Origin of the sequence: Micromonospora sp. CPCC 205558 (genome assembly GCF_036902955.1) — a bacterium.
Taxonomy (GTDB): Bacteria; Actinomycetota; Actinomycetes; order Mycobacteriales; family Micromonosporaceae; genus Micromonospora.
Genome location: NZ_JBAKHR010000002.1, coordinates 264,747 through 284,394, shown reverse-complemented (window position 1 = coordinate 284,394; position 19,648 = coordinate 264,747). Strand labels below are relative to the sequence as shown.

Below are 19,648 nucleotides of genomic sequence, written 5' to 3'. Positions count from 1 at the left end.
TCGGATGTGGCATGCGGTGGGCGTGCCCGAGCCCGAAGGGCTCGTGTACGAGGCGCTGGCCCTTCGACGCCAGGCGACGCTCAACGACCTCCTCGGTGACGTCGCGCTCTCCCGGTCGCAGTTGAGAAGCGCGCTCGGCCGCCTGGTCGACAGAGGTCTGGCCAGCCGGCTACCCGGACGCCCGGCCCGCTATGCGGCGACGTCACCCGACCAGGTCGCGACCTTCCTGATCGCCGAGCAGGAACGCGACCTGCTCCGGCTGCGCCGGCACGCCGACGAGTTGGCCAAGGACATCCGGCGGCGTGAGGGGCCGGGGCGACACCCGGCCGAGCTGGTCGAGGTCATCGAGGGGGCCGCGAACCTCCGCGCCACCCTCATCCGACTGCAACGCGAGGCGCGGGTGCAGATCCGCGGCCTGGACCGACCGCCCTACCTGGACAATCCGACCAGCGGCAACACCGAGGAGACCCAGCAGCTCGCCGACCGTGGCCTGACCTACCGGGTGATCTACGACCGGTCGGCGTTGTCCATTCCGGGGCGGATGGCGGAGATCTGGCGGGGCATCCAGTCCGGCGAACGCGCCCGGGTCGCCAGCAACGTGCCGATGAAGATGCTGCTCTGCGACGACCGGTTCGCGCTCATCCCCGTCATGGCGGCCGGGCAACTGACCGACGCCGCGTACCTGGTCCACCCGTCGTCGCTGCTGGACGCGGTCGGCGGGTTGTTCGAGGCGCTCTGGGAGCGGGCCGTCGCCATCAACCGCTCCGTCGGCGGCGGGCGGAACGGCCCGCTCGAACGGGTCGAGGACGGCGGCGGCCCGACCACCGAGGAGCAGCCGGACCGGATCACCGACAGCGACATCGAACTCCTCGGACTGCTGGCCGGCGGGGCCACCGACGAGAGGATCGCCCGGACCCTGGGCTGGAGCGTGCGGACCGTGCACCGACACGTCCATCGGATCATGGCGATGGTCGGTGCCGAGACCCGATTCCAGGCCGGGATGGAAGCGGTCCGGCGGGGTTGGGTGTGACCCCCGGGTCGATCAGCGGCCGGTGAAGCCCGGCTTGCGCTTTTCAACGAAGGCCGCCATGCCCTCCCGCCGGTCATCGGTGGCGAACAGCGCCGCGAAGAGCTGACTCTCCCAGGCTAGGCCCGAGTTCAGATCCATGTCCAGGCCGCCGTCGACCGCCAGCTTCGCCGCGCGCAGCGCCTGCACCGGCCCGGTGAGGTACGGGGTGATCAGCGCGACGGCCGTGTCGTACACCTCCGCGGCCGGGGCGACCCGGTCAGCCAGGCCGATCCGCAGCGCCTCCTGCGCGTCCACCATCCGCCCCGACATGATCAGGTCCTTGGCGCGGGCCGGGCCGACCAGGCGGGCCAGCCGCTGGGTGCCGCCGGCGCCCGGGATGATGCCCAGCTTGATTTCCGGCTGGCCGAGCTTGGCGTCCTCGGCGACCACCCGCCAGTCACAGGCCAACGCCAGCTCACAGCCGCCGCCGAGGGCGTACCCGGTGATCGCGGCGACCACCGGCTTGGGGATCCGGGCGATCGCGCCGAGGGCGCTGGACAGGTTCGCGGCCCGCTCGGCCATGTCCACGTACGACATCTCGGCCATCTGCTTGATGTCCGCGCCTGCGGCGAAGACCTTCTCCCCGCCGTACACGATGACGGCGCGGACCTCGGGATCGGCCGTGGCGGCCGTGGCCGCGGCGCGCAACTCCTCCTGCACCTGGGTGTTGAGCGCGTTCATCGGCGGCCGTTCCAGCCGGATCGTGCCGATGCCGTCAGTGGTCTCCAGCCGAACGAACTCGCCCACGCTGCCCTCACTTCCTCGTCGAAGTCGCGTGCCAACCTTACGACCCGGCTCGTTTGGGTAAGTAGTGTGGTGTCAGCCCCGTGGGCGGGAGTCCAACCATGGTCACGTATTACGACGACAGATCAGTGCAGGTCACCTCCACCAGCGTCCGCGTCGACGGTCGCAGCTACGCGCTGGCCGACATCACCATGATCTGGCACCGCCGTGGCACCCGTTCCTGGCGCGTGCTGGTGGGGCGGGGCGCCCTCGGTGCCGCGCTCGCCGGCCCACTGGTCGCGGCGGTGCTCGGCATCGGCCTGGCCGTCTGGCTGCACCGCTCACCCACCGTGACGATCGCAATCGTCGGCGCGTCGGTGCTGGTCGGGTTGGCAGTGGGGCCGGTGGCCGACTTCCTCTTCGAACACCTGGACCGCTCGTACGCCCGGGGCAGCCGCCAACTGGAGATCTGGGCGCGTTGGCGCGGCCAACCGGTGCGTCTGCTGCGCACCGGTGACGCTCTGCGTTTCGGGCAGATCTACCGGGCCGTGCAGCGCGCGGTCGAGCACAGCCAGCCGGCCCGCCCCGGCATCCGCCGCTGAGAGCGCCTGACCTCCGACACAACCTGATCGGGGAGGCCACGCCGTCGCCGGTGGCAACGCTGCTCGTGCCAGCTGCCGCACCTCGGCTCAAGGAGCGGCTGTTCGAGGCCGAGGCGTCAGCGCGGGCGGGGTGCCGCGAGCCTTTGAAGCTGATGTCGCAAACGAATCAGGCGGGGAGACGCCGCTTCGGCCAGGGTTCTTGGGAGCGGGAGAGCCCGCGATGTCGTAGACGATTCAGCTCCAAAGGACGACCCCACCACCCCGCGTCCCGGCCGCGCTCACGATGGGACACACGAGGCGAGGGTTGCCTGGCGGTGGTTAGGCTTAGTGATGACCCTCTATTACCGGGACGACGCGGTGCAGGTGACATCCGAGTCGATCCGGGCGGGGGGTCACGTGATCGCCCTGTCCGACGTGACGTTCGTGTGGCACGCACGGGGGCAGAAGACCCTCGCCGTACGCGGCCGTGTGCTGGGGCGCGGTGTCCTGGTCCTGCTGCTCTCGCTGCCACCGTTGGTCGCCGTGGTCTGCGTGCTGTCGTTGGCCTGGTCGGCTCAGGACCGGGGCAACTGGCAGCTGGCGCTGATCATTCTCGCCGCCTGCGCGGTCGGGGCGCTCGCGTTGGCACCGTTCCTGGAGATCCCGCTCGGCTGGCTGGACCGCTCCTACGAACGGGGCAGCCACGTGCACGAACTGTGGGTGCAGCACCACGGGCGCGAGGACCTGCTGGTGCGCACCCCGGACGCGCTTCGGTTCGGGCAGATCTACCGGGCCGTGCAGCGCGCCGTCGAACAGCAGGGAGATCATTGATGCCAGGCTCAACGGGCGGTTGTGGTGCGGCCGACGCACACTTGATCCCATGGCGATTCCCCTCCCCACCCCGTCCGCAGTGGTCGGCCTGACCCGCTCCGCTGTCGACCAGGCGCTCGGCTCGGCCGCCTCGTTCGCCGCCGTGCCCGCCCGCGCTTTCGCGGTGCTGGACGGGGTGGAAGCGCTGCTGGCCCGGATCAACGGCGTGGTCGACCGGATCGAGACGACCCTGGACCGCACCGATCAGGTGCTCACCGAGGCCGAGCGGGTGACCCGGACGGCCGCCACGGTGGTCACCGAAGCGGACGGGGTGGCCGACCGGGCCGCCGTCACCGTGGGCACCGCGGCGGAGGCCGCCGCCACGGCGGCCGAGCTGCTGGCGGCGTACGAGCCGGCGCTGCGTCGGGCCGCACCAATGACCGAACGGTTCGTCGAGCAGCTCAGCCACGAGGAGATCACCGCCGCGATCCACCTGATCGACGAGCTGCCCAAGCTCAAGGAACACCTGACGGCCGACATCCTGCCGATCCTGGCCACGCTGGACCGGGTCGGGCCCGACCTGCACGACCTGCTCGACGTGACCCGCGACCTCAAGCTCGCCGTGGCCGGCATCCCCGGGCTGGGCATGCTGCGCCGACGCGGCGAGAAGCTCGCCGACGAGCCCGCCGGCTGAGCGCTCGCCAGCCCGGGTGGGCGGAGGGCCGGGCGTGCGGTCAGACGGGTACGTACAGCTCGTCGATCTCGGCGCGCTGTGGCAGCGCCACCGACGCGCCGAGCTTGCGGACGCAGGCAGCGCCGGCCGCCGATGCCCAGCGCACCGCGTCGACCAGGTCGCGCCCCTCGCCCCAGCCGACGGCCAGCGCGGCGGTGAACGCGTCACCTGCGGCTGTGGAGTCGACCACGTCGACCCGGACCGCCGGCACGTGCACCTGGGTGCCGTCCCGGTCGACGTACCAGGCACCCTCACCGCCGAGAGTGAGCACGGCCCGAGGGCTCAGGTCGAGCAGCGCACGGGGCTCCTCCCGACCTCGACCGGCGAGCGCCTGCGCCTCGCCCTCGTTGACGACCAGCAGGTCCACCGCGGCGAGCAGCTCCGGCGGGAGGTCCCGCGCCGGGGCGGCGTTCAGGATGACCCTGGTGCCGGCGTCGCGGGCGGCCACCGCGGCGGCGGTCACGGTCTGCACCGGAATTTCCAGTTGGGCGACCAGGACGTCCGCCGCCCGCACCGTGGCCAACTCCTCCTCGGTGAGACCGATCAGGGCGTCGTTGGCGCCCGGGGTGACCACGATGGCGTTCTCCCCCTGGGCGTTGACCATCACCAGCGCCACCCCGGAGGCACCGTAGACCACGCGCAGCTGATCGGTGTCCACGCCGGCAGCGGTGATGCGGGCCTTGAGGGTGACGCCGAAGGCGTCCGAGCCGATCGCACCGAGGAAGGCACAGGAGGCGCCGGCCCGGACCGCGGCCACGGCCTGGTTGGCGCCCTTACCGCCGGGCAGCATCACGAAGTCGGTGCCGAGGATGGTCTCGCCCTGTCGCGGCAGCGCGGGCGCCATCGCGACCAGGTCCATGTTGGCGCTGCCCACCACGGCGACCCGGGTCTGTGGCACGACTGTCTCCGGTTGTCCGACGCTCAGGCGGCGCGAGCCGTGAAGCGGTCGCCCGACCGCTCGACCACCAGGGGCAGCCCGAAGGTCTTGGAGAGGTTGTCACCGGTCAGCGTCTCGGCGAGCAGCCCCTGCGCGACAACCCCGCCCTCGCGCAGCAGCAGCGCGTGGGTGAACCCGGGCGGGATCTCCTCGACGTGGTGGGTGACCAGCACCATCGCCGGGGCGTCCGGGTCGTACGCCAGCTCGGCCAGCCGGGCGACCAGGTCTTCCCGACCACCCAGGTCGAGCCCGGCGGCGGGCTCGTCGAGCAACAGCAACTCCGGGTCGGTCATCAGGGCCCGGGCGATCTGCACCCGCTTGCGCTCGCCCTCGGAGAGGGTGCCGTAGCGGCGTTCGGCGAGACCGCCGACGCCGAGTTGACTCAGCAGTGACCGCGCCCGCGCCTCGTCGCCACGGTCGTAGTTCTCCCGCCAACGGCCGACCACCGACCAGGCGGCGGTCACCACCACATCGCTGACCCGCTCGTCGGCGGGCAGCCGCTCGGCGATCGCGGCGGTGGTGAGCCCGATCCGGGTACGCAGCTCATTGACGTCGGTGCGGCCGATCCGCTCGCCGAGCACGTGCGCGACACCCGTGGTGGGGTGCAGCCGGCCGGCGGCGAGGTTGAGCAGTGTGGTCTTGCCGGCGCCGTTGGAGCCGAGCACGACCCACCGCTCGTCCAACTCGACGCGCCAGGTCAGGTCCTGTAGGAGGGCGGTGCCAGAGCGGCGTACACCGACGCCGTCGAGGCTGACCACCAGATCCGGGTTCACCGCACCATCCAACCACGCATCGCCTGGGTGCCCCCCATGGGCGGCACCTCGGCCATAGGGTGGAGCACCGTGTCGTTGATCACCAAGCCCGAAGGACGGCCCATGCCCCGTCGAGGTACGGATCCGCGCGGATGAGCGCGGTCATCGAGATCGAGGGTCTGCGGAAGACCTTCCACAGCCTGCGCAGCGGCCGACGGGTGGCTGTGGACGGGTTCGACCTGCTGGTCGAGGCGGGCCAGGTGCACGGCTTCCTGGGCCCCAACGGCTCGGGTAAGACCACCACCCTGCGGGCCCTGCTCGGGCTGGTACGCGCCGACAGCGGCCGGATGACCGTGCTCGGCGAACCGTCGCCGGAACTGCTGCCCCGGGTGGCGGGCCAGGTCGGCGCCATCGTGGAGAGCCCACAGTTCTTCGGCAACTTCACCGGTCACCGCACGCTGCGGTTGCTGGCCCGCGCGGGTGGGGTGCCGGTCTCGCGGGTGGACGAGGTGCTGGATCTGGTGGGCCTGCACGACCGGGGCGATGATCGGGTGAAGGGCTACTCGCTGGGCATGAAGCAGCGTCTGGCGGTGGCGTCCGCGCTGTTGAAGGACCCGCGGTTACTCATCCTGGACGAGCCGGCGAACGGGCTGGATCCGGCGGGCATCCGGGAGATGCGGGACCTGATGCGGTCGCTGGCGGCGAACGGTGTGACGGTGCTGGTGTCCAGTCACATCCTGGGCGAGATCCAGCTGATCTGCGACCACGTCACGATCATTTCGCGGGGACGTCGGGTGGCGGCCGGCCCGGTGGACGAGGTGCTGGCGGGTTACGACAGGCATGAGTACCTGGTGCGGGTGACCGAGCCGGAGCGCGCCGCCGAGCTGCTGCACGCGGCCGACCTGACGGCTGTCGTCGACGGCGAGGCGCTGGTGGTGAGCGGGGTGAGTGACCCGACGGTGGTCAGCCGGGTGCTCGGCGAGCAGGGGCTGTGGGTGAGCGAGCTGACGCCGCTGCGGCCGGATCTGGAGAGCGTCTTCCTGGAGCTGACGGGCGCGTACGAGCATCGGTCGGTGCCCCGGCAGGTCGACGACTCGTCACTGCCGCACGATGAAGCTGTGATCGACCTCGATCGGGGAGTGGACGCGTGAACCTGGTTCGTGCCGAGTTGGAGCGGCTGTCCGCGCGCCGCTTCGTGCAGCTCATGGTCGTCCTGTTGGTCTTCGCGTTCGCCGTCACGGCGGCAACCACGCTGGCTGGCTCCCACAAGCCGACCGCCAGTGAGCTGAACTCGGCGCGGCAGCAGGCCGTCGACGCGCGACGGAGCATGGAGACCACGCACCAGGAGTGCCTGGACCGCATGAAGGACAGGTCGCCGACCGACACGAGCGAGTATTTCGCCGACTGCGCGGACCTCGACCCGATCCGGCAGGAACGGCTGCCGATCGCCGCCGACTATCTGCCGGGGGTGTTCAGCTTCGCCGACCAGGCCGAGTCGTTGCTCTCTTTCCTGATCGCGTTCCTGGTGCTGTTCGGGTTCCTGGTGGGCGCCTCCTACATCGGCGCGGATCTGACCTCGGGCGGTGTGGTGAATCTGCTGCTCTGGCGACCGCGCCGGTTGACGGTGCTCACGGCCAAGTTGGGCACCCTGCTGGGCTCGGTGCTGGTCCTGTCCCTGCTGGCGTCGGCGGCCTACCTCGCCACCTTCTGGGTGATCGGGCAGAGCACTGGGTTGCCGGGCCGATTGGACGGCGACTTCTGGCGTTCGCTCGGCGCGGTGCACGGCCGGGGCCTGGTGCTGGTGCTGCTGGCCTCCGCCGTGGGCTTCGCGATCGCCACGCTGGGCCGGCACACCTCGGCGGCGCTGGGGGCGGCGGCGGCGTACGCGGTGGTGTGGGAGCTGGGCGGCCGTCTGGTGCTGGAAATCATTGACGTTCGACGGTCGGACCAGCTGATGCTCTCCAGCTACATCGGAGCGTGGCTCAGTGGCGAATCACGGTTCTTCGACCCGCGGCTCTGTGCCGGCACCTCGGGCACCGGCTACTGCTCGGGCCTCTACACCCTGACCTGGGCCCCGGCGCTGCTGGTGCTGCTCGGGCTGACCGGCGGGCTGACCGCTGCGGCGTTCGCGGTGTTCCGTCGCCGCGACCTGATCTGAGTCACGGTCCGCCGAGGGCTTGCGCCACCTTCGGGCGGCCCTCGGCGGGCCGGACCCGGCAAGGGCTTGCGACTCACCGAGAACCGATGAAATATTCCTTCATGTGACCGCCGCGACGGGCTCAGCCGACGGTGGAGCCGAACACCTCGTCGCGCACCGCGTCCAGGGCGGTGCGCAGCGCGCCGTGCAGGATCGGTTCCTCGGTCAGCCCGGTCGGCACCACTCGCGGCTGAACCAGGGTGATCGCCGCGACCTCCTGCTGCACCCGGTCGGCGAGGGCGGCGCCACCGGCCTGGCCCACCTCGCCGGCGAGCACGACCAGCGGTGGGTCCAGCACCACGCAGGTGCTGGCCACGCCGAGCGCGAGCCGACGGGCCAGCTCGTCGAGCATCGGGCCGCCGTCAGCACCGGCCGCGACGGCCGCGCGGACGGCCTCGGCGGCGTCGGCGTCCGGGTAGCCGTGCTCAGCGGCCACCGCGCGCACCGAGTCCGCACCGACCAGCTGCTGGAAGGCCGGCTTGGCGCGCCGGGAGACATCGCGCGGAATGGGCGCGCCGGGCACCGGCAGGTAGCCGATCTCGCCGGCCGCGCCGCTGCTGCCGTGGTGCAACCGCCCGCCCAGCATGATCGCCAGGCCGACGCCGGCACCCACCCAGACCAGCACGAAGTCTCCCAGCCCCTGGGCGGCGCCGGACTGCGCCTCCGCCACCGCGGCCAGGTTGACGTCGTTCTCGAAGACCACCGGCGTGTGCAGGTCGTCCCGCAGCGCGGCGAGCAGACCGCTGTGCCAGCGGGGCAGGTTGAAGGCGAAGGTGATGTCGCCGGTGCCGGGGTCGACCAGGCCCGGCGTGCCGAGCACGATCCGTCGTACGCTGCTCAGCTGCGCCTGGGCGCTGCTCGCCGCCTGCACGACGGCGTTGTGCACCACGCCCACCGGGTCGTCGGTGTCCCGGGTCGACTGCTCCACCCGGCCGATCACGGCACCGGTGATGTCGGCGCACGCGGCCACCACCCGGTCCGGCCCGACGTCCACACCGACCACGTGCGCGCTGCCCGGACGGACCGCGTAGAGCTGGGCGTTCGGCCCTCGCCCGCCAGCCTGCTCACCGACCCGCGCGACGAGGCCGCGCTCCTCCAGCCGCTCGACCAGTTGCGAGGCGGTGACCTTCGACAGGCCGGTCAGCTCGCCGAGTCGGGCCCGGGTCAGCGGGCCGCGTTCGAGGAGCAGCTCCAGCGCGGCACGGTCGTTGAGCGCCCGCAACAGGCGGGGGGTGCCGGGCAGCCGGGTCGCACTCATGAGCCGTCCTCTAGTTTTAGTAAACTTTGCTAACTGTAAACCAGCCTGCGAATGGGTAGCCGTAGCGTAACGGTCACTCGGCGGTGGGACGCTCGGCCAAGTCGGCAGGGCCACGACCACCACCGGTACGACGTCGCGTACCCGCGGGTCACCGAAGGGGGAAGATCACGTGGGGTTGGATCCAGGACTGCGCCGGCTGACGCTGGGCACGCTCCTCGCCGCGTACCCGGGACCGGTCCCACCGGACTGGGCAGTCGACCTGCTTGCCGACGGGCTGGCCGGGCACACCCTGTTCGGCACCAACGTGCACGACCCCGCGCAGGTGGCGGCGAGCACCGCCGCGCTGCGTGCCGGTCGGCCGGACGCGCTGATCGCCATCGACGAGGAGGGTGGCGACGTGACCCGGCTGGCGCACGCCACCGGCAGCCCGTACCCCGGTAACGCCGCCCTGGGGGCAATCGGTGACGTGGCTCTCACCCGACGGGTCTACCAGTCGATCGGTGCCGAACTGGCCGCGCTCGGCATCACCGTCAACCTCGCCCCCACTGTCGATGTCAACACCGCCGACGACAACCCGGTGATCGGCACCCGGTCCTTCGGCGCGGATCCGGTGCGGGTGGCCGCCCACTCGGCCGCCGCCGTGGCCGGGTTGCAGGCCGCCGGCGTGGCCGCCTGCGCCAAGCACTTCCCCGGGCACGGTGCCACCGTCAAGGACTCCCACCACGAGCTGCCCACCGTGGACGCTCCGCTGGGCCTGCTCCGCCAGCGGGACCTGCCGCCGTTCGCGGCCGTCGTCGCCGCTGGGGCGCGCGCCGTGATGACCGCGCACATCCGGGTGCCTGCGCTCACCGGCGCCGACCCGGCCACCTTCAGCCGAGCCGTCCTGGTCGACCTGCTGCGCACCGAGTACGGCTTCACCGGCACCGTGATCACCGACGCGCTGGAGATGAAGGGGGCCGCCGTTGCCGCCGGCGGCGTCGGGCCAGCTGCGGTCCGGGCCCTGAGCGCGGGCGCCGACCTGCTCTGCATCGGCGCGAGGGTCGACGCCGAACTGGTCGAGCGGGTGGCCGCCGAGATCGTCGACGCGCTCGCCGACGGCCGGCTCGCGAGGGCACGGGTCGAGGAGGCGGCCGGCCGCGCCGCCGATCTCGCCGCCTGGACCCGGGCCGCCGGCGGGTCGTCGACCACGGAGGACACCGAGCTGGGGTACGCGGCGGCGCGCCGAGCAGTCCGGGTGGACGGCCTGCTCACCGGCCTGGGTCAGCCACTGGTTGTGCAACTGCACACCGAGTCGACGATCGCCGAGGGTCGGGTGCCGTGGGGCCTCGGTCCACACCTGGACGGGGTGCCGGAGATCCGGGTGATCGCCACCGAGACCGACCCGGCCACGCTGCGCGGGCTGGCCGGCGACCGTCACATCGTGCTGGTCGGGCGACACCTGCACCGGCTGCCCGGCGGCCCGGAGCTGATCGCCGACCTGGCCGCCCAGCACCAGGTGACCGTGGTGGAGATGGGCTGGCCGGCGCAGTGGCGGCCAGCGGGCGTCCGCGCCTTCGTCACCACCTACGGCGCGAGCCACGCCAACGGTCGCGCGGCGGCCGAGGCGCTCGGCCTGGCGAGCTGAGCCACGGCGTCTCTCCGGCTGGTGCTCGACCTCATTCGCACGCTCCGTCACTGACGCCCTGACCCGCTCGAACCAACGAAGAAGCAGGTCAAGTCCACTTCTCGACACTCCGAACCGACAGCTTCAACCTTGCCCAGAGCCCGATCGATACGTAGCGTGATCGACACGTGGCGGCTCGCCAACGGCGGAGCCGCCACACCCGGAACCGGGGCCTGGGGGGAGGTTGCGGACCGTGGATCCGGCCCGGGATCCACGGTCCGCGCCCAATGCCCACTCAGCGCGGATAGACCCCGTACGCACGCCAGCCCCGGTCCGGGAAACCGGCCGCTTCGGCGACCCGGGCCGAGGCGTGGTTGTCTCGCTCGTGCAGATAGGTGGGCACCGCCCCCTCGTCGAGCACCCGCCGCGCCGCTTGGGCGACCAGTCGACGGGCGAGGCCACGCCTTTGGGCGGCCGGCACGGTGCCGACGGCCAACTCGTGCCCGTGCGCGTCGTGCCGTTTGATCCCCGCACCGGCCAGGTAGGCGCCGTCCGGGGCACGGACCACCAGCACCGGCCGGTCGAAGAGTCGCAGCCACGGCGGCAGCCCGGGAGCGGTCGGCTCGGTCCACTCCCCCACATCGGGCAGCGGCGCGGGCGCCACGCTCCACCGGAAGGGGCCGTCGTGTACGCAGAACTCGGGCAGGCCGACGGCCTCCGGCAGCGCGGCGAGCAGCCGAGCCGGCGTACGGCGAGCCAGCGCGCGGACCGCCGCCACGCGGTCCGGTGCCACGGAGAGCACGGCGCTCCGCCCGGTGTCCACGGCGAGCGCGGGGCGCAGTCGGCCATCCCAGGCCGGTTCGGCCCGCCGCTGCGAGGCGACCACGTGCAACCCCGGCCCGGCCGGCCACTGGCCGAGCCAGGTGGCCAGGTGCAGGTGAAGCCGCCGGTCGAGCATGCGCACCTCCCGGTCACCCGACCCGTCGTGGATCACCGTACGCCGGACGGCCGGGCTGGGCGCAGGATACGTCAGAGCCGAGTGGGCCAGGGGGTATGGGAACCAGTCGCCCAAAATCGACCGTCATATGTATTTCCATACCTGGACACCTTTGTTTGGGACGGTGAACGCATGCCGATTCAGCCGAACGACCACTACCAGCAGGACCCCGAGCGACTCTGGCGGGCGGCGGAGGCCGTCGGCGGCAATCCGCCCCAACCGCGCTACCGGAACCCGCGGGCGATCGGCGCAGGAGCCCTGTCGTGGGCCGGGCTGAACAAGCTGCCCGCCGGCTGCTCCAGTCGGCACCGCCCGAACACGCGCTGACGCACCAACCGGCCAGCCAACCGAGTGGGTGGCCCCGAAGGGCAGCCTCTGACGTTCGCCGGGGGCGACACACCGGAGGAGGTCCAGCGGCGGCTTTCGCACACCTGTCGGGTAATTTCTTGTGGTCCCTCATCCCGGCCTACGACAGGAGAAGCTCCGCGCATGGGCAAGAAGACGATCCACGTCTCCGACTTCACCGGCACGGTTCTGCAGCAGGACGACGAGGTGGTCCGCGTCGTCGTGCTGGAGCACCCGGACCTGGTCGCCGGGCCCGTGCAGCTGGATGCCACCCCGGGCGAGGTGGAGAACATCGACGACGCCGCGCTGGACGTGGCGGTGGTCGAGATCCACGACCGGCACGGTGGTGGCGAGCCACGCCGGGTGGTGCTGACCGCCAGCGAGTTCGACGCGATGGCCACCGACGTGCCGATGGCCCAGCTGTTGAAGACGGCCGAGCGGGTCCGCCCACCCAAGGCCCGCAAGAGCGCCGAGAAGATCGACTACGGCACGCTGGAGCACGCCGGCAAGCCACACCGGGGCCGGGTCACCGAGGAGGAGGCCCGCCTGGTGCGCGAGCAGCTCGACGAGGTCAACAAGCGCCTCGCCGACGCGGGCGTGCGCCAGATCGACCCCACCGATCCGGAGCACGCCCTGCGTTACGGCTTTCCTGAGGCGTCCTGACCCCGGGTTCTCACTTCTTCCCGACGGCGGCGGCGAGGGCGGCGGCCAGGTCGGCCTCGACCGCCGCCTTCTCCAGGCCGAGCTCGGTGAGCACGCCGGTGCCGTCCTCCTGCTCCAGCAGGGCGAGCAGGATGTGCTCGGTGCCGATGTAGTTGTGCCCGAGGCGCAGCGCCTCCCGGAAGGTCAGCTCCAGCGCCTTCTTGCCGCGCGCGTCGTACGGGATGAGGTCGGGAACCTGCTCCGCCCGTGGCGGAAGGACGGCGCCGACCGCCTCCCGCACCGCCTCCGGGGTGGCGCCGCGACCAGCCATCACTCTGGCGGCCAACCCCTCCGGCTCGGCCAGCAGGCCCAGCACCAGGTGCCCGGGGCCGATCTCCGCGTTGCCGCTGGCACGAGCCTCCTCCTGCGAGGCGACCACCACGTTGCGGGCGCGAGGGGTGAACCGGCCGAAGCCGGCATTGGGGTCGAGCGCGGCCGCGTCGGTCGCCTTCGGCACGAAGCGCTTCTGGGCGGCCTGCTTGGTGACCCCCATGCTGCGGCCGATGTCGGTCCAGGAGGCGCCCGAGCGCCGGGCCTGGTCGACGAAGTGCCCGATCAGGTGATCGGCCACCTCACCGAGGTGGTCGGCGGCGATGACCGCGTCGGTGAGCTGGTCGAGCGCGTCAGTGTGCGCCGTCTTGATCGCCTGGATCAGGTCGTCGAGCTTGACGGTGTTACCGATCTGAAGAGGATCTGTCATGCGTCAACCATAGGTTGACGCAGTCACCCCGTCAACCCTGAGTTGACGCCATTACCTTTGCTCGGCGGCGTACTCCGGCAGGAGTCGGGCGACGGCCGCGGGCGAGGGCAGGCCGGCGATCTCCTCAGCGATCAGACGGGCCGCGTCGCGCCGCGCATCGTGCCGGGACAGCACACGCCGGGCCTGCTCGGCGATGGCGTCCGCGTCCACCTCACCGGGAAGGAGCCGCAGGGCGACACCGGCGGCGACGACCGTGTCAGCGTTGGCGAACTGGTCGGCGCCCTGCGGCAGCATCACCTGCGGTACGCCAGCCGCGAGCGCGCCGAGGGTGGTGCCGCTGCCCCCGTGGTGCACCACCAGATCGGCGAGCGGCAACAGCTCCGCCTGCGACACCCACGGGTGCACGCTGACGTTGTCGGGGACCTCGCCCAGCCGGTCCACTGGCACCCGGCCCGCCGCGACCACCACCTGCGCGTCCAGCGCCGCCAGACCGGCGACGGCGGTGCGGAGCAGCTCCGGCGTGCCGAACGCGGTGCCGAGAGTCAGATAGATCAATTGTCGGGAGGTTCGACGGTTCACCCGCTCGGGCAGCGGAGCCGGTGTCGAGAAGGCGACCGGTCGCAGCTCGATCCGACGTTCGGTGGCGAGGAAGTCCTTGTCCTGGAGCGAGGGCGGCCAGATGTCCAGGTGCGGCCGACCGACGACCTCGGCGTTGCGGGTGGGGAGTTCCAGACCGATGCCCTCGGGAAACATCCGGCCGAACCCGTGCCACAGACCCGGTATCCCGGCCCGATGGGCCGCCACCGCCGCCCCCGGCAGCCCCCACTCGTGCACCACCAGGTCGGGCCGCAGTCGCGCCAGCTCCGGTGCGAGATCCTCGGCGTACACCTCGTAGAAGGCGTCGCCGGGGCGGAACGGCCGCAGGCCGTGCGCGGCCAGTGGCGCGTGCACCTCCGTACCGGCGGCGAAGTGGACCTCGTGCCCAGCGTCCCGGGCGGCGATCGCCAGCGGGATCAGCGGATAGGTGTGACCGACGGACGCAAGACTGGCGAACAGCACACGCATGGCGTCGGACCCTACCCGCCACACCGCGGGCACGGCGGGGTGCGCCGGCCCGGATACCGTGGGCTCCGGTCGAGCGCGGTCACCGGCGGGAAGGGCGGGTCATGCGTCTGCACGTGGGGTGCGCGATGTGGAGTCACCGGTCGTGGCCGGGCCACCGGCTGCCGCCCACGGAGCGCCTGCGGCACTACGCCAGCTGGTGCGACGCGGTGGAGGGCAACACGACGTTCTACGCGACCCCGGCCCGGGACACCGTCACCGCGTGGGCCGCCCAGACGGCCCCCGACTTCCGGTTCGTCCTCAAGCTCCCCAAGGTCATCACGCACGAACGTCGACTCACCGACGTCGGCGAACCTCTGCGCGCCTTCCTCGACGCGATCGAGCCGCTCGGCCCGCGCGCCCACGCCCTCTGGATCCAGCTACCCGGCTCGTTCGCACCAGGCGACATCCCGGCCCTGGGCCGTTTCCTGGCGCAGCTTCCGCAGTCCCACCGGTACGCGGTGGAGGTCCGCCATCCCGGTTTCTTCACCGACGCCCACGCGGCCCGGCTGCTCGGGGCAACCCTCGCCGCCGTCAACGCCGAGTGGATCCCCTTCGACACGACTGCCTTCTTCGCCAGCCCACCGACGAGCGACGCGGAGCGGGACGCCTGGACCAAGAAGCCGCGCGTGCCGCTGCGGTCCCTCGCGCTCACCGACCGACCGATCGTCCGCTACCTCGGTCGCGATGACACGGCGCGCACGGTCGAGGGGTGGCAGCGCTGGATCGACGTGACCGTCACCTGGTTACGCGAGGGACGCTCGCCGACGATGTTCATCCACACCCCGGACAACGCCGACGCGCCGGTGCTCGCCCGCCGGTTCCACGACGAGGTACGGGCACGCGTACCCGAACTCGACGCGTTGCCCGAGCCGATCCCGGTCGAGCCGCTGACGCTGTTCTGACCGGACCGCTCAGCCCTGCTGGTCGAGCAGCTCGTCGAGGTGGGCCGCGGTGCTGATCAGCGAGAGGTGGCTGAACGCCTGCGGGAAGTTGCCGATCTGCTCACCGGTCGGCGCGATCTCCTCGGAGTAGAGGCCGAGCGGGTTGCTGTAGGTGAGCATCTTCTCGAAGGTCAACCGGGCGTCGTCGATCCGGCCGGCCAGGGCGAGCGCCTGCACGTACCAGAAGGTGCACATGTTGAAGGTGCCCTCCGTGCCGGCGAGACCGTCCGGCGAGGCTTTCGGGTCGTAGCGGTAGACGAGGCTGTCGGAGACCAGTTCGGCGTCCATCGCCCGCAGGGTCGACTCCCACATCGGGTCGGTCGGCGAGATGAAGTTCAGGCCCGGCATCACCAGGAGTGAGGCGTCCAGGATGTCGGAGCGGTAATGCTGCACGAACGCGCCTCGCTCCCGGTCGAAGCCACGGGTCATGACCTGTTCGTAGATGGCGTCACGTTGGGCGGACCAGCGGGCGATGTCACCGGGGCGGCCTCGACGTCGCGCGATGCGGATGGCCCGGTCCAGCGCGACCCAGGACAACACCCGACCGTAGGTGAAGTCCTGTCGACCGGACCGGGTCTCCCAGATGCCGTCCTCGGGTTGGTCCCAGTGCTCGCAGAGCCAGTCGATCAACCCGGCCGTCTTGCGCCAACCCTCGTACGGCGCGATCAGGCCGTTGCGGTCCGCCAACTCCAACGAGGCGAGCGCCTCGCCGTAGATGTCGAGTTGCAGTTGGCCCGCCGCACCGTTCCCGACCCGCACCGGCGCCGAGCCCCGGTACCCCTCCAGGTGGCCCAGGACCTCCTCGGGCAGGTCCGGTGAGCCGTCGATGCGGTACATGATCTGCAGGGGCATGTCCCCGTCCCGTGCCTCACGGATGCGCGCGTCGAGCCAGAGCAGATACTTCCGGGCCTCGTCGGTGAAGCCCACGCTCAGCAGCGCGTGCACCGAGAAGGAGGCGTCCCGGATCCAGGTGTAGCGGTAGTCCCAGTTCCGCTGCCCGCCGATCTGCTCGGGCAGCCCCGCGGTGGGCGCGGCGACCAGGGCGCCGGTCGGCGCGTACGTCATCAGTTTGAGGGTCATCGCCGACCGCTCGACCACCTCCCGCCAGCGGCCCTTGTAACGGGAGCCGCCCACCCACCGCCGCCAGTAGTCGCGGGTCTCGGCGAGCAGTTCGCACGCCTCCTCGGTGCTGAGTGCTCGGGGCGCGTGCGGGCTGGCCGTCTCCAGGGCGACACCGCCGATGTCGCCAGCGTGCAGCGTGAACCGCGCGGACACACCGTCGGCGTCGCGGTGGAAGTCCCCCACGTGGAACGCCCGCTCCACGTTCTTGAAGGCTGCGAGGGTGAGGCTCAACGTCGGGCTCCGGAAGACGTCGCCCTCGGGATGCACCTCCAGCTCGTACGGATCGCGCCCGTAGTTGAACCGTGGGTGACAGTGGAAGCGGAACTGCATGGACCCCCGGACCATCCGGACCAGCCGGATCAACCGGTGCCGGTCGGTGGCCTGTTCACCGGTGACGGGCATGAAGTCCAACAGCTCACCCACACCGTCCGCGCTGTGGAATCGGGTGATCAGGATTGGCGTACCGGGCAGGTAGAGCTGCTTGCTGGTGTAGTCGACGCCGTCGGGCGAGAGCTGGAAGTGGCCCCCGTCGCGGCGGTCCAGCAGCGCGCCGAAGACGCTCGGCGAGTCGAAGCGGGGCGCGCAGAACCAGTCGACCGTACCGTCCGTGCTGATCAGCGCCGCGGTCTGTAGATCACCGATCAGACCGTGGTTCTCGACTGCCGGGTAGCTCTTCACGCTGTCCCCCGCCATTCGTACGGGCAATGGCGCGGACTACCCGGGAGCTGACGAAAGATGCCGCCCGCCGCCAATTGCGGAAGCCAACCCTCCGCGTTCGTCGATAGCGTCAACACCAACGACATCGACATCGACGAGAGGGCGCCCCATGAGCCTGCGAGGATTTGCCACACTGAACATCTGGGCGGACGACGTGGCAGCGGCCACGGCGTGGTACGCGGAGCTGCTGGGGACCGAGGCGTACTTCCTGCGCCCGGGCCCCGACGGACGCCCTGCCTACACCGAGTTCCGCATCGGGGACTACCAGGCCGAGCTGGGCATCATCGACCGCAGGTACGCGCCGGCCGGCGCGACGGCAGGGCCTGGCGGCGTGGTCATGCACTGGCACGTCGACGACCTCGACGCGACCGTCGAGCGGCTGTTGGCGATGGGGGCCACCGAGTACCAGCCGATCACCCCGCACGGGGACGGGGGGTTCGTCACCGCGGCGGTGGTCGACCCGTTCGGCAACGTGCTGGGTGTCATGAAGAACCCGCACTACCTCGACGTCCTCGCCTCGCTGAAGGCGACCTGACGGGGACGTTCGGGTGGGGTGTCCGGTCAGTGGGCGGGATTCGGTGTGTGCGGGAGCTTGCCGAGTTGGCGCCAGTTCGTCTCGGCGACGTCGACACCGTAGTGCGCGGCGGCGGCGAGGATGTTCTGGAAGGCCAGGTCCCGGTCCTTGTCGGTGACGCCCTGCACCTGGTCGAAGCGGGCGACGGCGTTGCGGACGTGGCCCGCATCGGTCATCGGTTCCTTGCGTTTCCCCGGGAACGCGAAGACGCTCTCCGGCAGCTCGCGCTTGTCCTTCTCCGACAGGGTGCCGTGTTTCTCGTGGGGCTTCCAGGTAGGTGTCACCTCCCACCAGTACCCACCAGGAGTCCGGCGGCACCTACCACGCCGACATTTTCCCTGTCGGCAGCCGAGCACCACAAGATCCATACCATGCGGCCAACGCATGTGCAGTCAAAGCCCTACCCCTGTCCGTCCCTTATGGAATGCGAGCATGGCCGGCATGGATATCTACGAGGACGCCCGCACGGTGTCACGCTCGGATCTGGCCGCCTGGCTGCGTCAGCTCGCCCACCAGTTGGAGTCCGATGGGCGGCTCTACTACGGCGCGGCGGGTGCCGTCTCCGTGGCGGACACCGTCCGTTGCGAGCTGGAGATCGAACAGGAGAGCGAGACGGAGCTGTCCGTCGAGATCGAGTTCTCCTGGACCGTGCCGACGTCCGCACCGGCAGTGGAGGACGTCGAGGAGCCTCCGAGCGGAGACCAGCAGGCCGAGGTCGCACCAGAGGCGTGACCTCTGGCCGACAACGTGTCGCACGGCGGCCATCGATGCTGGTGGCCGCCACCGCCGTCACTCCGGTCGAACAATCGGCCCACGCGGCCCCGGAGATGCGGTGATCTGGTCCGCAACATGATCCCGATCGGGTCGAAGAGGAACGATGACGAGCGCAGCAACCGATCGGATGCACCGGCTGGCCGATGCGTGCCAGGAATTGACGGCCGCCCCCTGGTTCAGTCTGGCCAGTTTCGTCGTGATCGTCCTCAACGCGCTGGCGCTGGGACTGGAGACGTACGGCCGAACGATCGCGGTGGCGGGAGCCCCGCTCCAGACAGTCGAGTACGCGTGTCTGGCGTACTTCGTGGCCGAGCTCCTGGCGCGCTTCGGGGCGTACCTGCGACGGCCCGGCGACTTCTTCCGAGATCCGTGGAACGTCTTCGACCTGATCATCGTCGTGGCACCGCTGATACCCGGGGTACGCGAGAACATCACGATGCTGAGGCTGTTGCGCCTCGCCCGCATCGTCCGCGCGTTCCGCCTCTTCCCCAGTCTGCGCGTGATCCTCGTCGGGATCCGGCGCAGCCTTCCAGGGCTGGGCAGCTTTCTCCTGGTCACGGTCCTCGTGCTGTACGGGTACGCGATGCTCGGCTGGATGTTGTTCGGTACGGCGATTCCCGAGCGGTACGGCACGGTGGGGCAGGCGATGCTCACGCTGTTCCTGCTGTTGTCGCTGGACGGCATCACCGACACCCTCCAGGCTGGCCGGGAGGTCACCGAGTGGGCGGTGTTGTACTACGTCTCGTACATGGTCGCCGCCTGCTATCTGCTGACGAACCTCCTGGTGGGGGTGGTTTTGAACGCCCTGGACGAAGCCCATCAGGAGGAGCGCGCGGCAGCGGCTCGTGCCGCCCAGCCGGAGATCAGCGATGACGTCGGCGAGCCGTCCGTGCACGAACAGTTGGCACAGCTGCACACCATCATCGCCGACTTGGAGCACCGGCTGCCGAAGGCCACGGGCAGGGCACGGGAAGCACAACCGTCCCCTGTGGACTCTATTCGTCCGTGA

At 71.1% G+C, this 19,648-nt stretch carries 22 protein-coding genes; 13 read left to right on the top strand and 9 right to left on the bottom strand.

The window, feature by feature from the left end; genetic code table 11:
- Positions 1-4: 4 nt before the first annotated feature.
- On the top strand, positions 5-1,030 hold the full coding sequence (locus V6U86_RS03735; RefSeq protein ID WP_334498403.1) for a helix-turn-helix domain-containing protein: 1,026 nt from the start codon (positions 5-7) through the stop codon (positions 1,028-1,030).
- A 12-nt stretch (positions 1,031-1,042) separates the two neighbouring features.
- On the opposite strand, the gene V6U86_RS03730 is transcribed toward V6U86_RS03735, so the two are convergent.
- Positions 1,043-1,816, bottom strand: coding sequence for an enoyl-CoA hydratase/isomerase family protein (locus V6U86_RS03730; RefSeq protein ID WP_334498401.1), 774 nt, complete (start codon positions 1,814-1,816; stop codon positions 1,043-1,045).
- A 98-nt stretch (positions 1,817-1,914) separates the two neighbouring features.
- Here V6U86_RS03730 and V6U86_RS03725 point away from each other — a divergent pair, with 98 nt between their 5' ends.
- The 3 genes from V6U86_RS03725 (at position 1,915) to V6U86_RS03715 (ending at position 3,877) form a co-directional block, all read left to right on the top strand.
- Positions 1,915-2,394: a DUF6232 family protein gene (locus tag V6U86_RS03725; RefSeq protein ID WP_334498399.1), complete on the top strand. Its 480-nt coding sequence runs from the start codon at positions 1,915-1,917 to the stop codon at positions 2,392-2,394.
- Between the two features lie 330 nt (positions 2,395-2,724).
- A complete protein-coding gene (locus V6U86_RS03720; protein ID WP_334498397.1) occupies positions 2,725-3,204 on the top strand; it encodes a DUF6232 family protein in 480 nt (159 codons plus the stop codon).
- A 49-nt stretch (positions 3,205-3,253) separates the two neighbouring features.
- Entirely contained in the window at positions 3,254-3,877 is a 624-nt protein-coding gene (locus tag V6U86_RS03715) for a hypothetical protein (RefSeq protein ID WP_334498395.1), read from the top strand.
- A 40-nt stretch (positions 3,878-3,917) separates the two neighbouring features.
- Here V6U86_RS03715 and V6U86_RS03710 read toward each other — a convergent pair whose 3' ends face one another.
- Together V6U86_RS03710 and V6U86_RS03705 are read right to left on the bottom strand one after the other, a co-directional pair.
- Complete coding sequence (locus V6U86_RS03710) at positions 3,918-4,814, bottom strand: ribokinase (protein WP_334498393.1); 897 nt, start codon at positions 4,812-4,814, stop codon at positions 3,918-3,920.
- Between the two features lie 23 nt (positions 4,815-4,837).
- A complete protein-coding gene (locus tag V6U86_RS03705) occupies positions 4,838-5,626 on the bottom strand; it encodes an ABC transporter ATP-binding protein (RefSeq protein WP_442934870.1) in 789 nt (262 codons plus the stop codon).
- Positions 5,627-5,757: 131 nt separating this feature from the next.
- On the opposite strand from V6U86_RS03705, the gene V6U86_RS03700 reads away from it, so the two are divergent.
- Together V6U86_RS03700 and V6U86_RS03695 are read left to right on the top strand one after the other, a co-directional pair.
- On the top strand, positions 5,758-6,756 hold the full coding sequence (locus V6U86_RS03700) for an ABC transporter ATP-binding protein (RefSeq protein WP_334498388.1): 999 nt from the start codon (positions 5,758-5,760) through the stop codon (positions 6,754-6,756).
- Positions 6,753-7,763: an ABC transporter permease subunit gene (locus V6U86_RS03695; protein ID WP_334498386.1), complete on the top strand. Its 1,011-nt coding sequence runs from the start codon at positions 6,753-6,755 to the stop codon at positions 7,761-7,763. The genes V6U86_RS03700 and V6U86_RS03695 overlap by 4 nt, the downstream gene beginning before the upstream one ends.
- A 121-nt stretch (positions 7,764-7,884) precedes the next feature.
- Here the strand turns inward: V6U86_RS03695 and V6U86_RS03690 are convergent, their stop codons facing one another.
- On the bottom strand, positions 7,885-9,060 hold the full coding sequence (locus V6U86_RS03690) for an ROK family transcriptional regulator (RefSeq protein ID WP_334498384.1): 1,176 nt from the start codon (positions 9,058-9,060) through the stop codon (positions 7,885-7,887).
- A 169-nt stretch (positions 9,061-9,229) separates the two neighbouring features.
- On the opposite strand from V6U86_RS03690, the gene V6U86_RS03685 reads away from it, so the two are divergent.
- Entirely contained in the window at positions 9,230-10,684 is a 1,455-nt protein-coding gene (locus tag V6U86_RS03685; protein WP_334498383.1) for a glycoside hydrolase family 3 N-terminal domain-containing protein, read from the top strand.
- A 274-nt stretch (positions 10,685-10,958) separates the two neighbouring features.
- Here V6U86_RS03685 and V6U86_RS03680 read toward each other — a convergent pair whose 3' ends face one another.
- A complete protein-coding gene (locus V6U86_RS03680) occupies positions 10,959-11,621 on the bottom strand; it encodes a GNAT family N-acetyltransferase (RefSeq protein ID WP_334498381.1) in 663 nt (220 codons plus the stop codon).
- A 171-nt stretch (positions 11,622-11,792) separates the two neighbouring features.
- Here V6U86_RS03680 and V6U86_RS03675 point away from each other — a divergent pair, with 171 nt between their 5' ends.
- A complete protein-coding gene (locus V6U86_RS03675) occupies positions 11,793-11,987 on the top strand; it encodes a DNA repair protein (protein ID WP_334498379.1) in 195 nt (64 codons plus the stop codon).
- Between the two features lie 162 nt (positions 11,988-12,149).
- The gene (locus V6U86_RS03670) at positions 12,150-12,668 is read left to right on the top strand and encodes a hypothetical protein (RefSeq protein WP_334498377.1); all 519 of its coding nucleotides are present in this window, start codon (positions 12,150-12,152) and stop codon (positions 12,666-12,668) included.
- Positions 12,669-12,678: 10 nt separating this feature from the next.
- On the opposite strand, the gene V6U86_RS03665 is transcribed toward V6U86_RS03670, so the two are convergent.
- Together V6U86_RS03665 and V6U86_RS03660 are read right to left on the bottom strand one after the other, a co-directional pair.
- On the bottom strand, positions 12,679-13,407 hold the full coding sequence (locus tag V6U86_RS03665; RefSeq protein WP_334498375.1) for a Clp protease N-terminal domain-containing protein: 729 nt from the start codon (positions 13,405-13,407) through the stop codon (positions 12,679-12,681).
- 51 nt (positions 13,408-13,458) lie between these two features.
- On the bottom strand, positions 13,459-14,472 hold the full coding sequence (locus V6U86_RS03660) for a glycosyltransferase (protein WP_334498373.1): 1,014 nt from the start codon (positions 14,470-14,472) through the stop codon (positions 13,459-13,461).
- 125 nt (positions 14,473-14,597) lie between these two features.
- Here V6U86_RS03660 and V6U86_RS03655 point away from each other — a divergent pair, with 125 nt between their 5' ends.
- Positions 14,598-15,413: a DUF72 domain-containing protein gene (locus V6U86_RS03655; protein ID WP_334498625.1), complete on the top strand. Its 816-nt coding sequence runs from the start codon at positions 14,598-14,600 to the stop codon at positions 15,411-15,413.
- A 9-nt stretch (positions 15,414-15,422) separates the two neighbouring features.
- On the opposite strand, the gene V6U86_RS03650 is transcribed toward V6U86_RS03655, so the two are convergent.
- On the bottom strand, positions 15,423-17,252 hold the full coding sequence (locus V6U86_RS03650) for a glycoside hydrolase family 15 protein (RefSeq protein WP_334498371.1): 1,830 nt from the start codon (positions 17,250-17,252) through the stop codon (positions 15,423-15,425).
- Positions 17,253-17,400: 148 nt separating this feature from the next.
- On the opposite strand from V6U86_RS03650, the gene V6U86_RS03645 reads away from it, so the two are divergent.
- Positions 17,401-17,826, top strand: coding sequence for a VOC family protein (locus V6U86_RS03645; RefSeq protein ID WP_334498369.1), 426 nt, complete (start codon positions 17,401-17,403; stop codon positions 17,824-17,826).
- A 26-nt stretch (positions 17,827-17,852) separates the two neighbouring features.
- On the opposite strand, the gene V6U86_RS03640 is transcribed toward V6U86_RS03645, so the two are convergent.
- A complete protein-coding gene (locus V6U86_RS03640) occupies positions 17,853-18,149 on the bottom strand; it encodes a DUF6582 domain-containing protein (RefSeq protein WP_334498367.1) in 297 nt (98 codons plus the stop codon).
- 148 nt (positions 18,150-18,297) lie between these two features.
- Here V6U86_RS03640 and V6U86_RS03635 point away from each other — a divergent pair, with 148 nt between their 5' ends.
- Positions 18,298-18,597: an amphi-Trp domain-containing protein gene (locus V6U86_RS03635; protein ID WP_334498365.1), complete on the top strand. Its 300-nt coding sequence runs from the start codon at positions 18,298-18,300 to the stop codon at positions 18,595-18,597.
- Between the two features lie 145 nt (positions 18,598-18,742).
- Positions 18,743-19,648 carry an ion transporter gene (locus V6U86_RS03630; RefSeq protein WP_334498362.1) on the top strand — a complete coding sequence of 302 codons (906 nt, stop codon included), beginning with the start codon at positions 18,743-18,745 and terminating at the stop codon, positions 19,646-19,648.

Excerpts from the sequence above, each read along its gene's own strand:
- V6U86_RS03735 (WP_334498403.1), top strand. The coding sequence starts at position 5 with ATGTGGCATGCGGTGGGCGTGCCCGAGCCCGAAGGGCTCGTGTACGAG.
- V6U86_RS03725 (WP_334498399.1), top strand. The coding sequence starts at position 1,915 with ATGGTCACGTATTACGACGACAGATCAGTGCAGGTCACCTCCACCAGC.
- V6U86_RS03720 (WP_334498397.1), top strand. The coding sequence starts at position 2,725 with ATGACCCTCTATTACCGGGACGACGCGGTGCAGGTGACATCCGAGTCG.
- V6U86_RS03715 (WP_334498395.1), top strand. The coding sequence starts at position 3,254 with ATGGCGATTCCCCTCCCCACCCCGTCCGCAGTGGTCGGCCTGACCCGC.
- V6U86_RS03700 (WP_334498388.1), top strand. The coding sequence starts at position 5,758 with ATGAGCGCGGTCATCGAGATCGAGGGTCTGCGGAAGACCTTCCACAGC.
- V6U86_RS03690 (WP_334498384.1), bottom strand. The coding sequence starts at position 9,060 with ATGAGTGCGACCCGGCTGCCCGGCACCCCCCGCCTGTTGCGGGCGCTC.
- V6U86_RS03680 (WP_334498381.1), bottom strand. The coding sequence starts at position 11,621 with ATGCTCGACCGGCGGCTTCACCTGCACCTGGCCACCTGGCTCGGCCAG.
- V6U86_RS03675 (WP_334498379.1), top strand. The coding sequence starts at position 11,793 with ATGCCGATTCAGCCGAACGACCACTACCAGCAGGACCCCGAGCGACTC.
- V6U86_RS03670 (WP_334498377.1), top strand. The coding sequence starts at position 12,150 with ATGGGCAAGAAGACGATCCACGTCTCCGACTTCACCGGCACGGTTCTG.
- V6U86_RS03665 (WP_334498375.1), bottom strand. The coding sequence starts at position 13,407 with ATGACAGATCCTCTTCAGATCGGTAACACCGTCAAGCTCGACGACCTG.
- V6U86_RS03660 (WP_334498373.1), bottom strand. The coding sequence starts at position 14,472 with ATGCGTGTGCTGTTCGCCAGTCTTGCGTCCGTCGGTCACACCTATCCG.
- V6U86_RS03655 (WP_334498625.1), top strand. The coding sequence starts at position 14,598 with ATGTGGAGTCACCGGTCGTGGCCGGGCCACCGGCTGCCGCCCACGGAG.
- V6U86_RS03645 (WP_334498369.1), top strand. The coding sequence starts at position 17,401 with ATGAGCCTGCGAGGATTTGCCACACTGAACATCTGGGCGGACGACGTG.
- V6U86_RS03635 (WP_334498365.1), top strand. The coding sequence starts at position 18,298 with ATGGCCGGCATGGATATCTACGAGGACGCCCGCACGGTGTCACGCTCG.
- V6U86_RS03630 (WP_334498362.1), top strand. The coding sequence starts at position 18,743 with ATGACGAGCGCAGCAACCGATCGGATGCACCGGCTGGCCGATGCGTGC.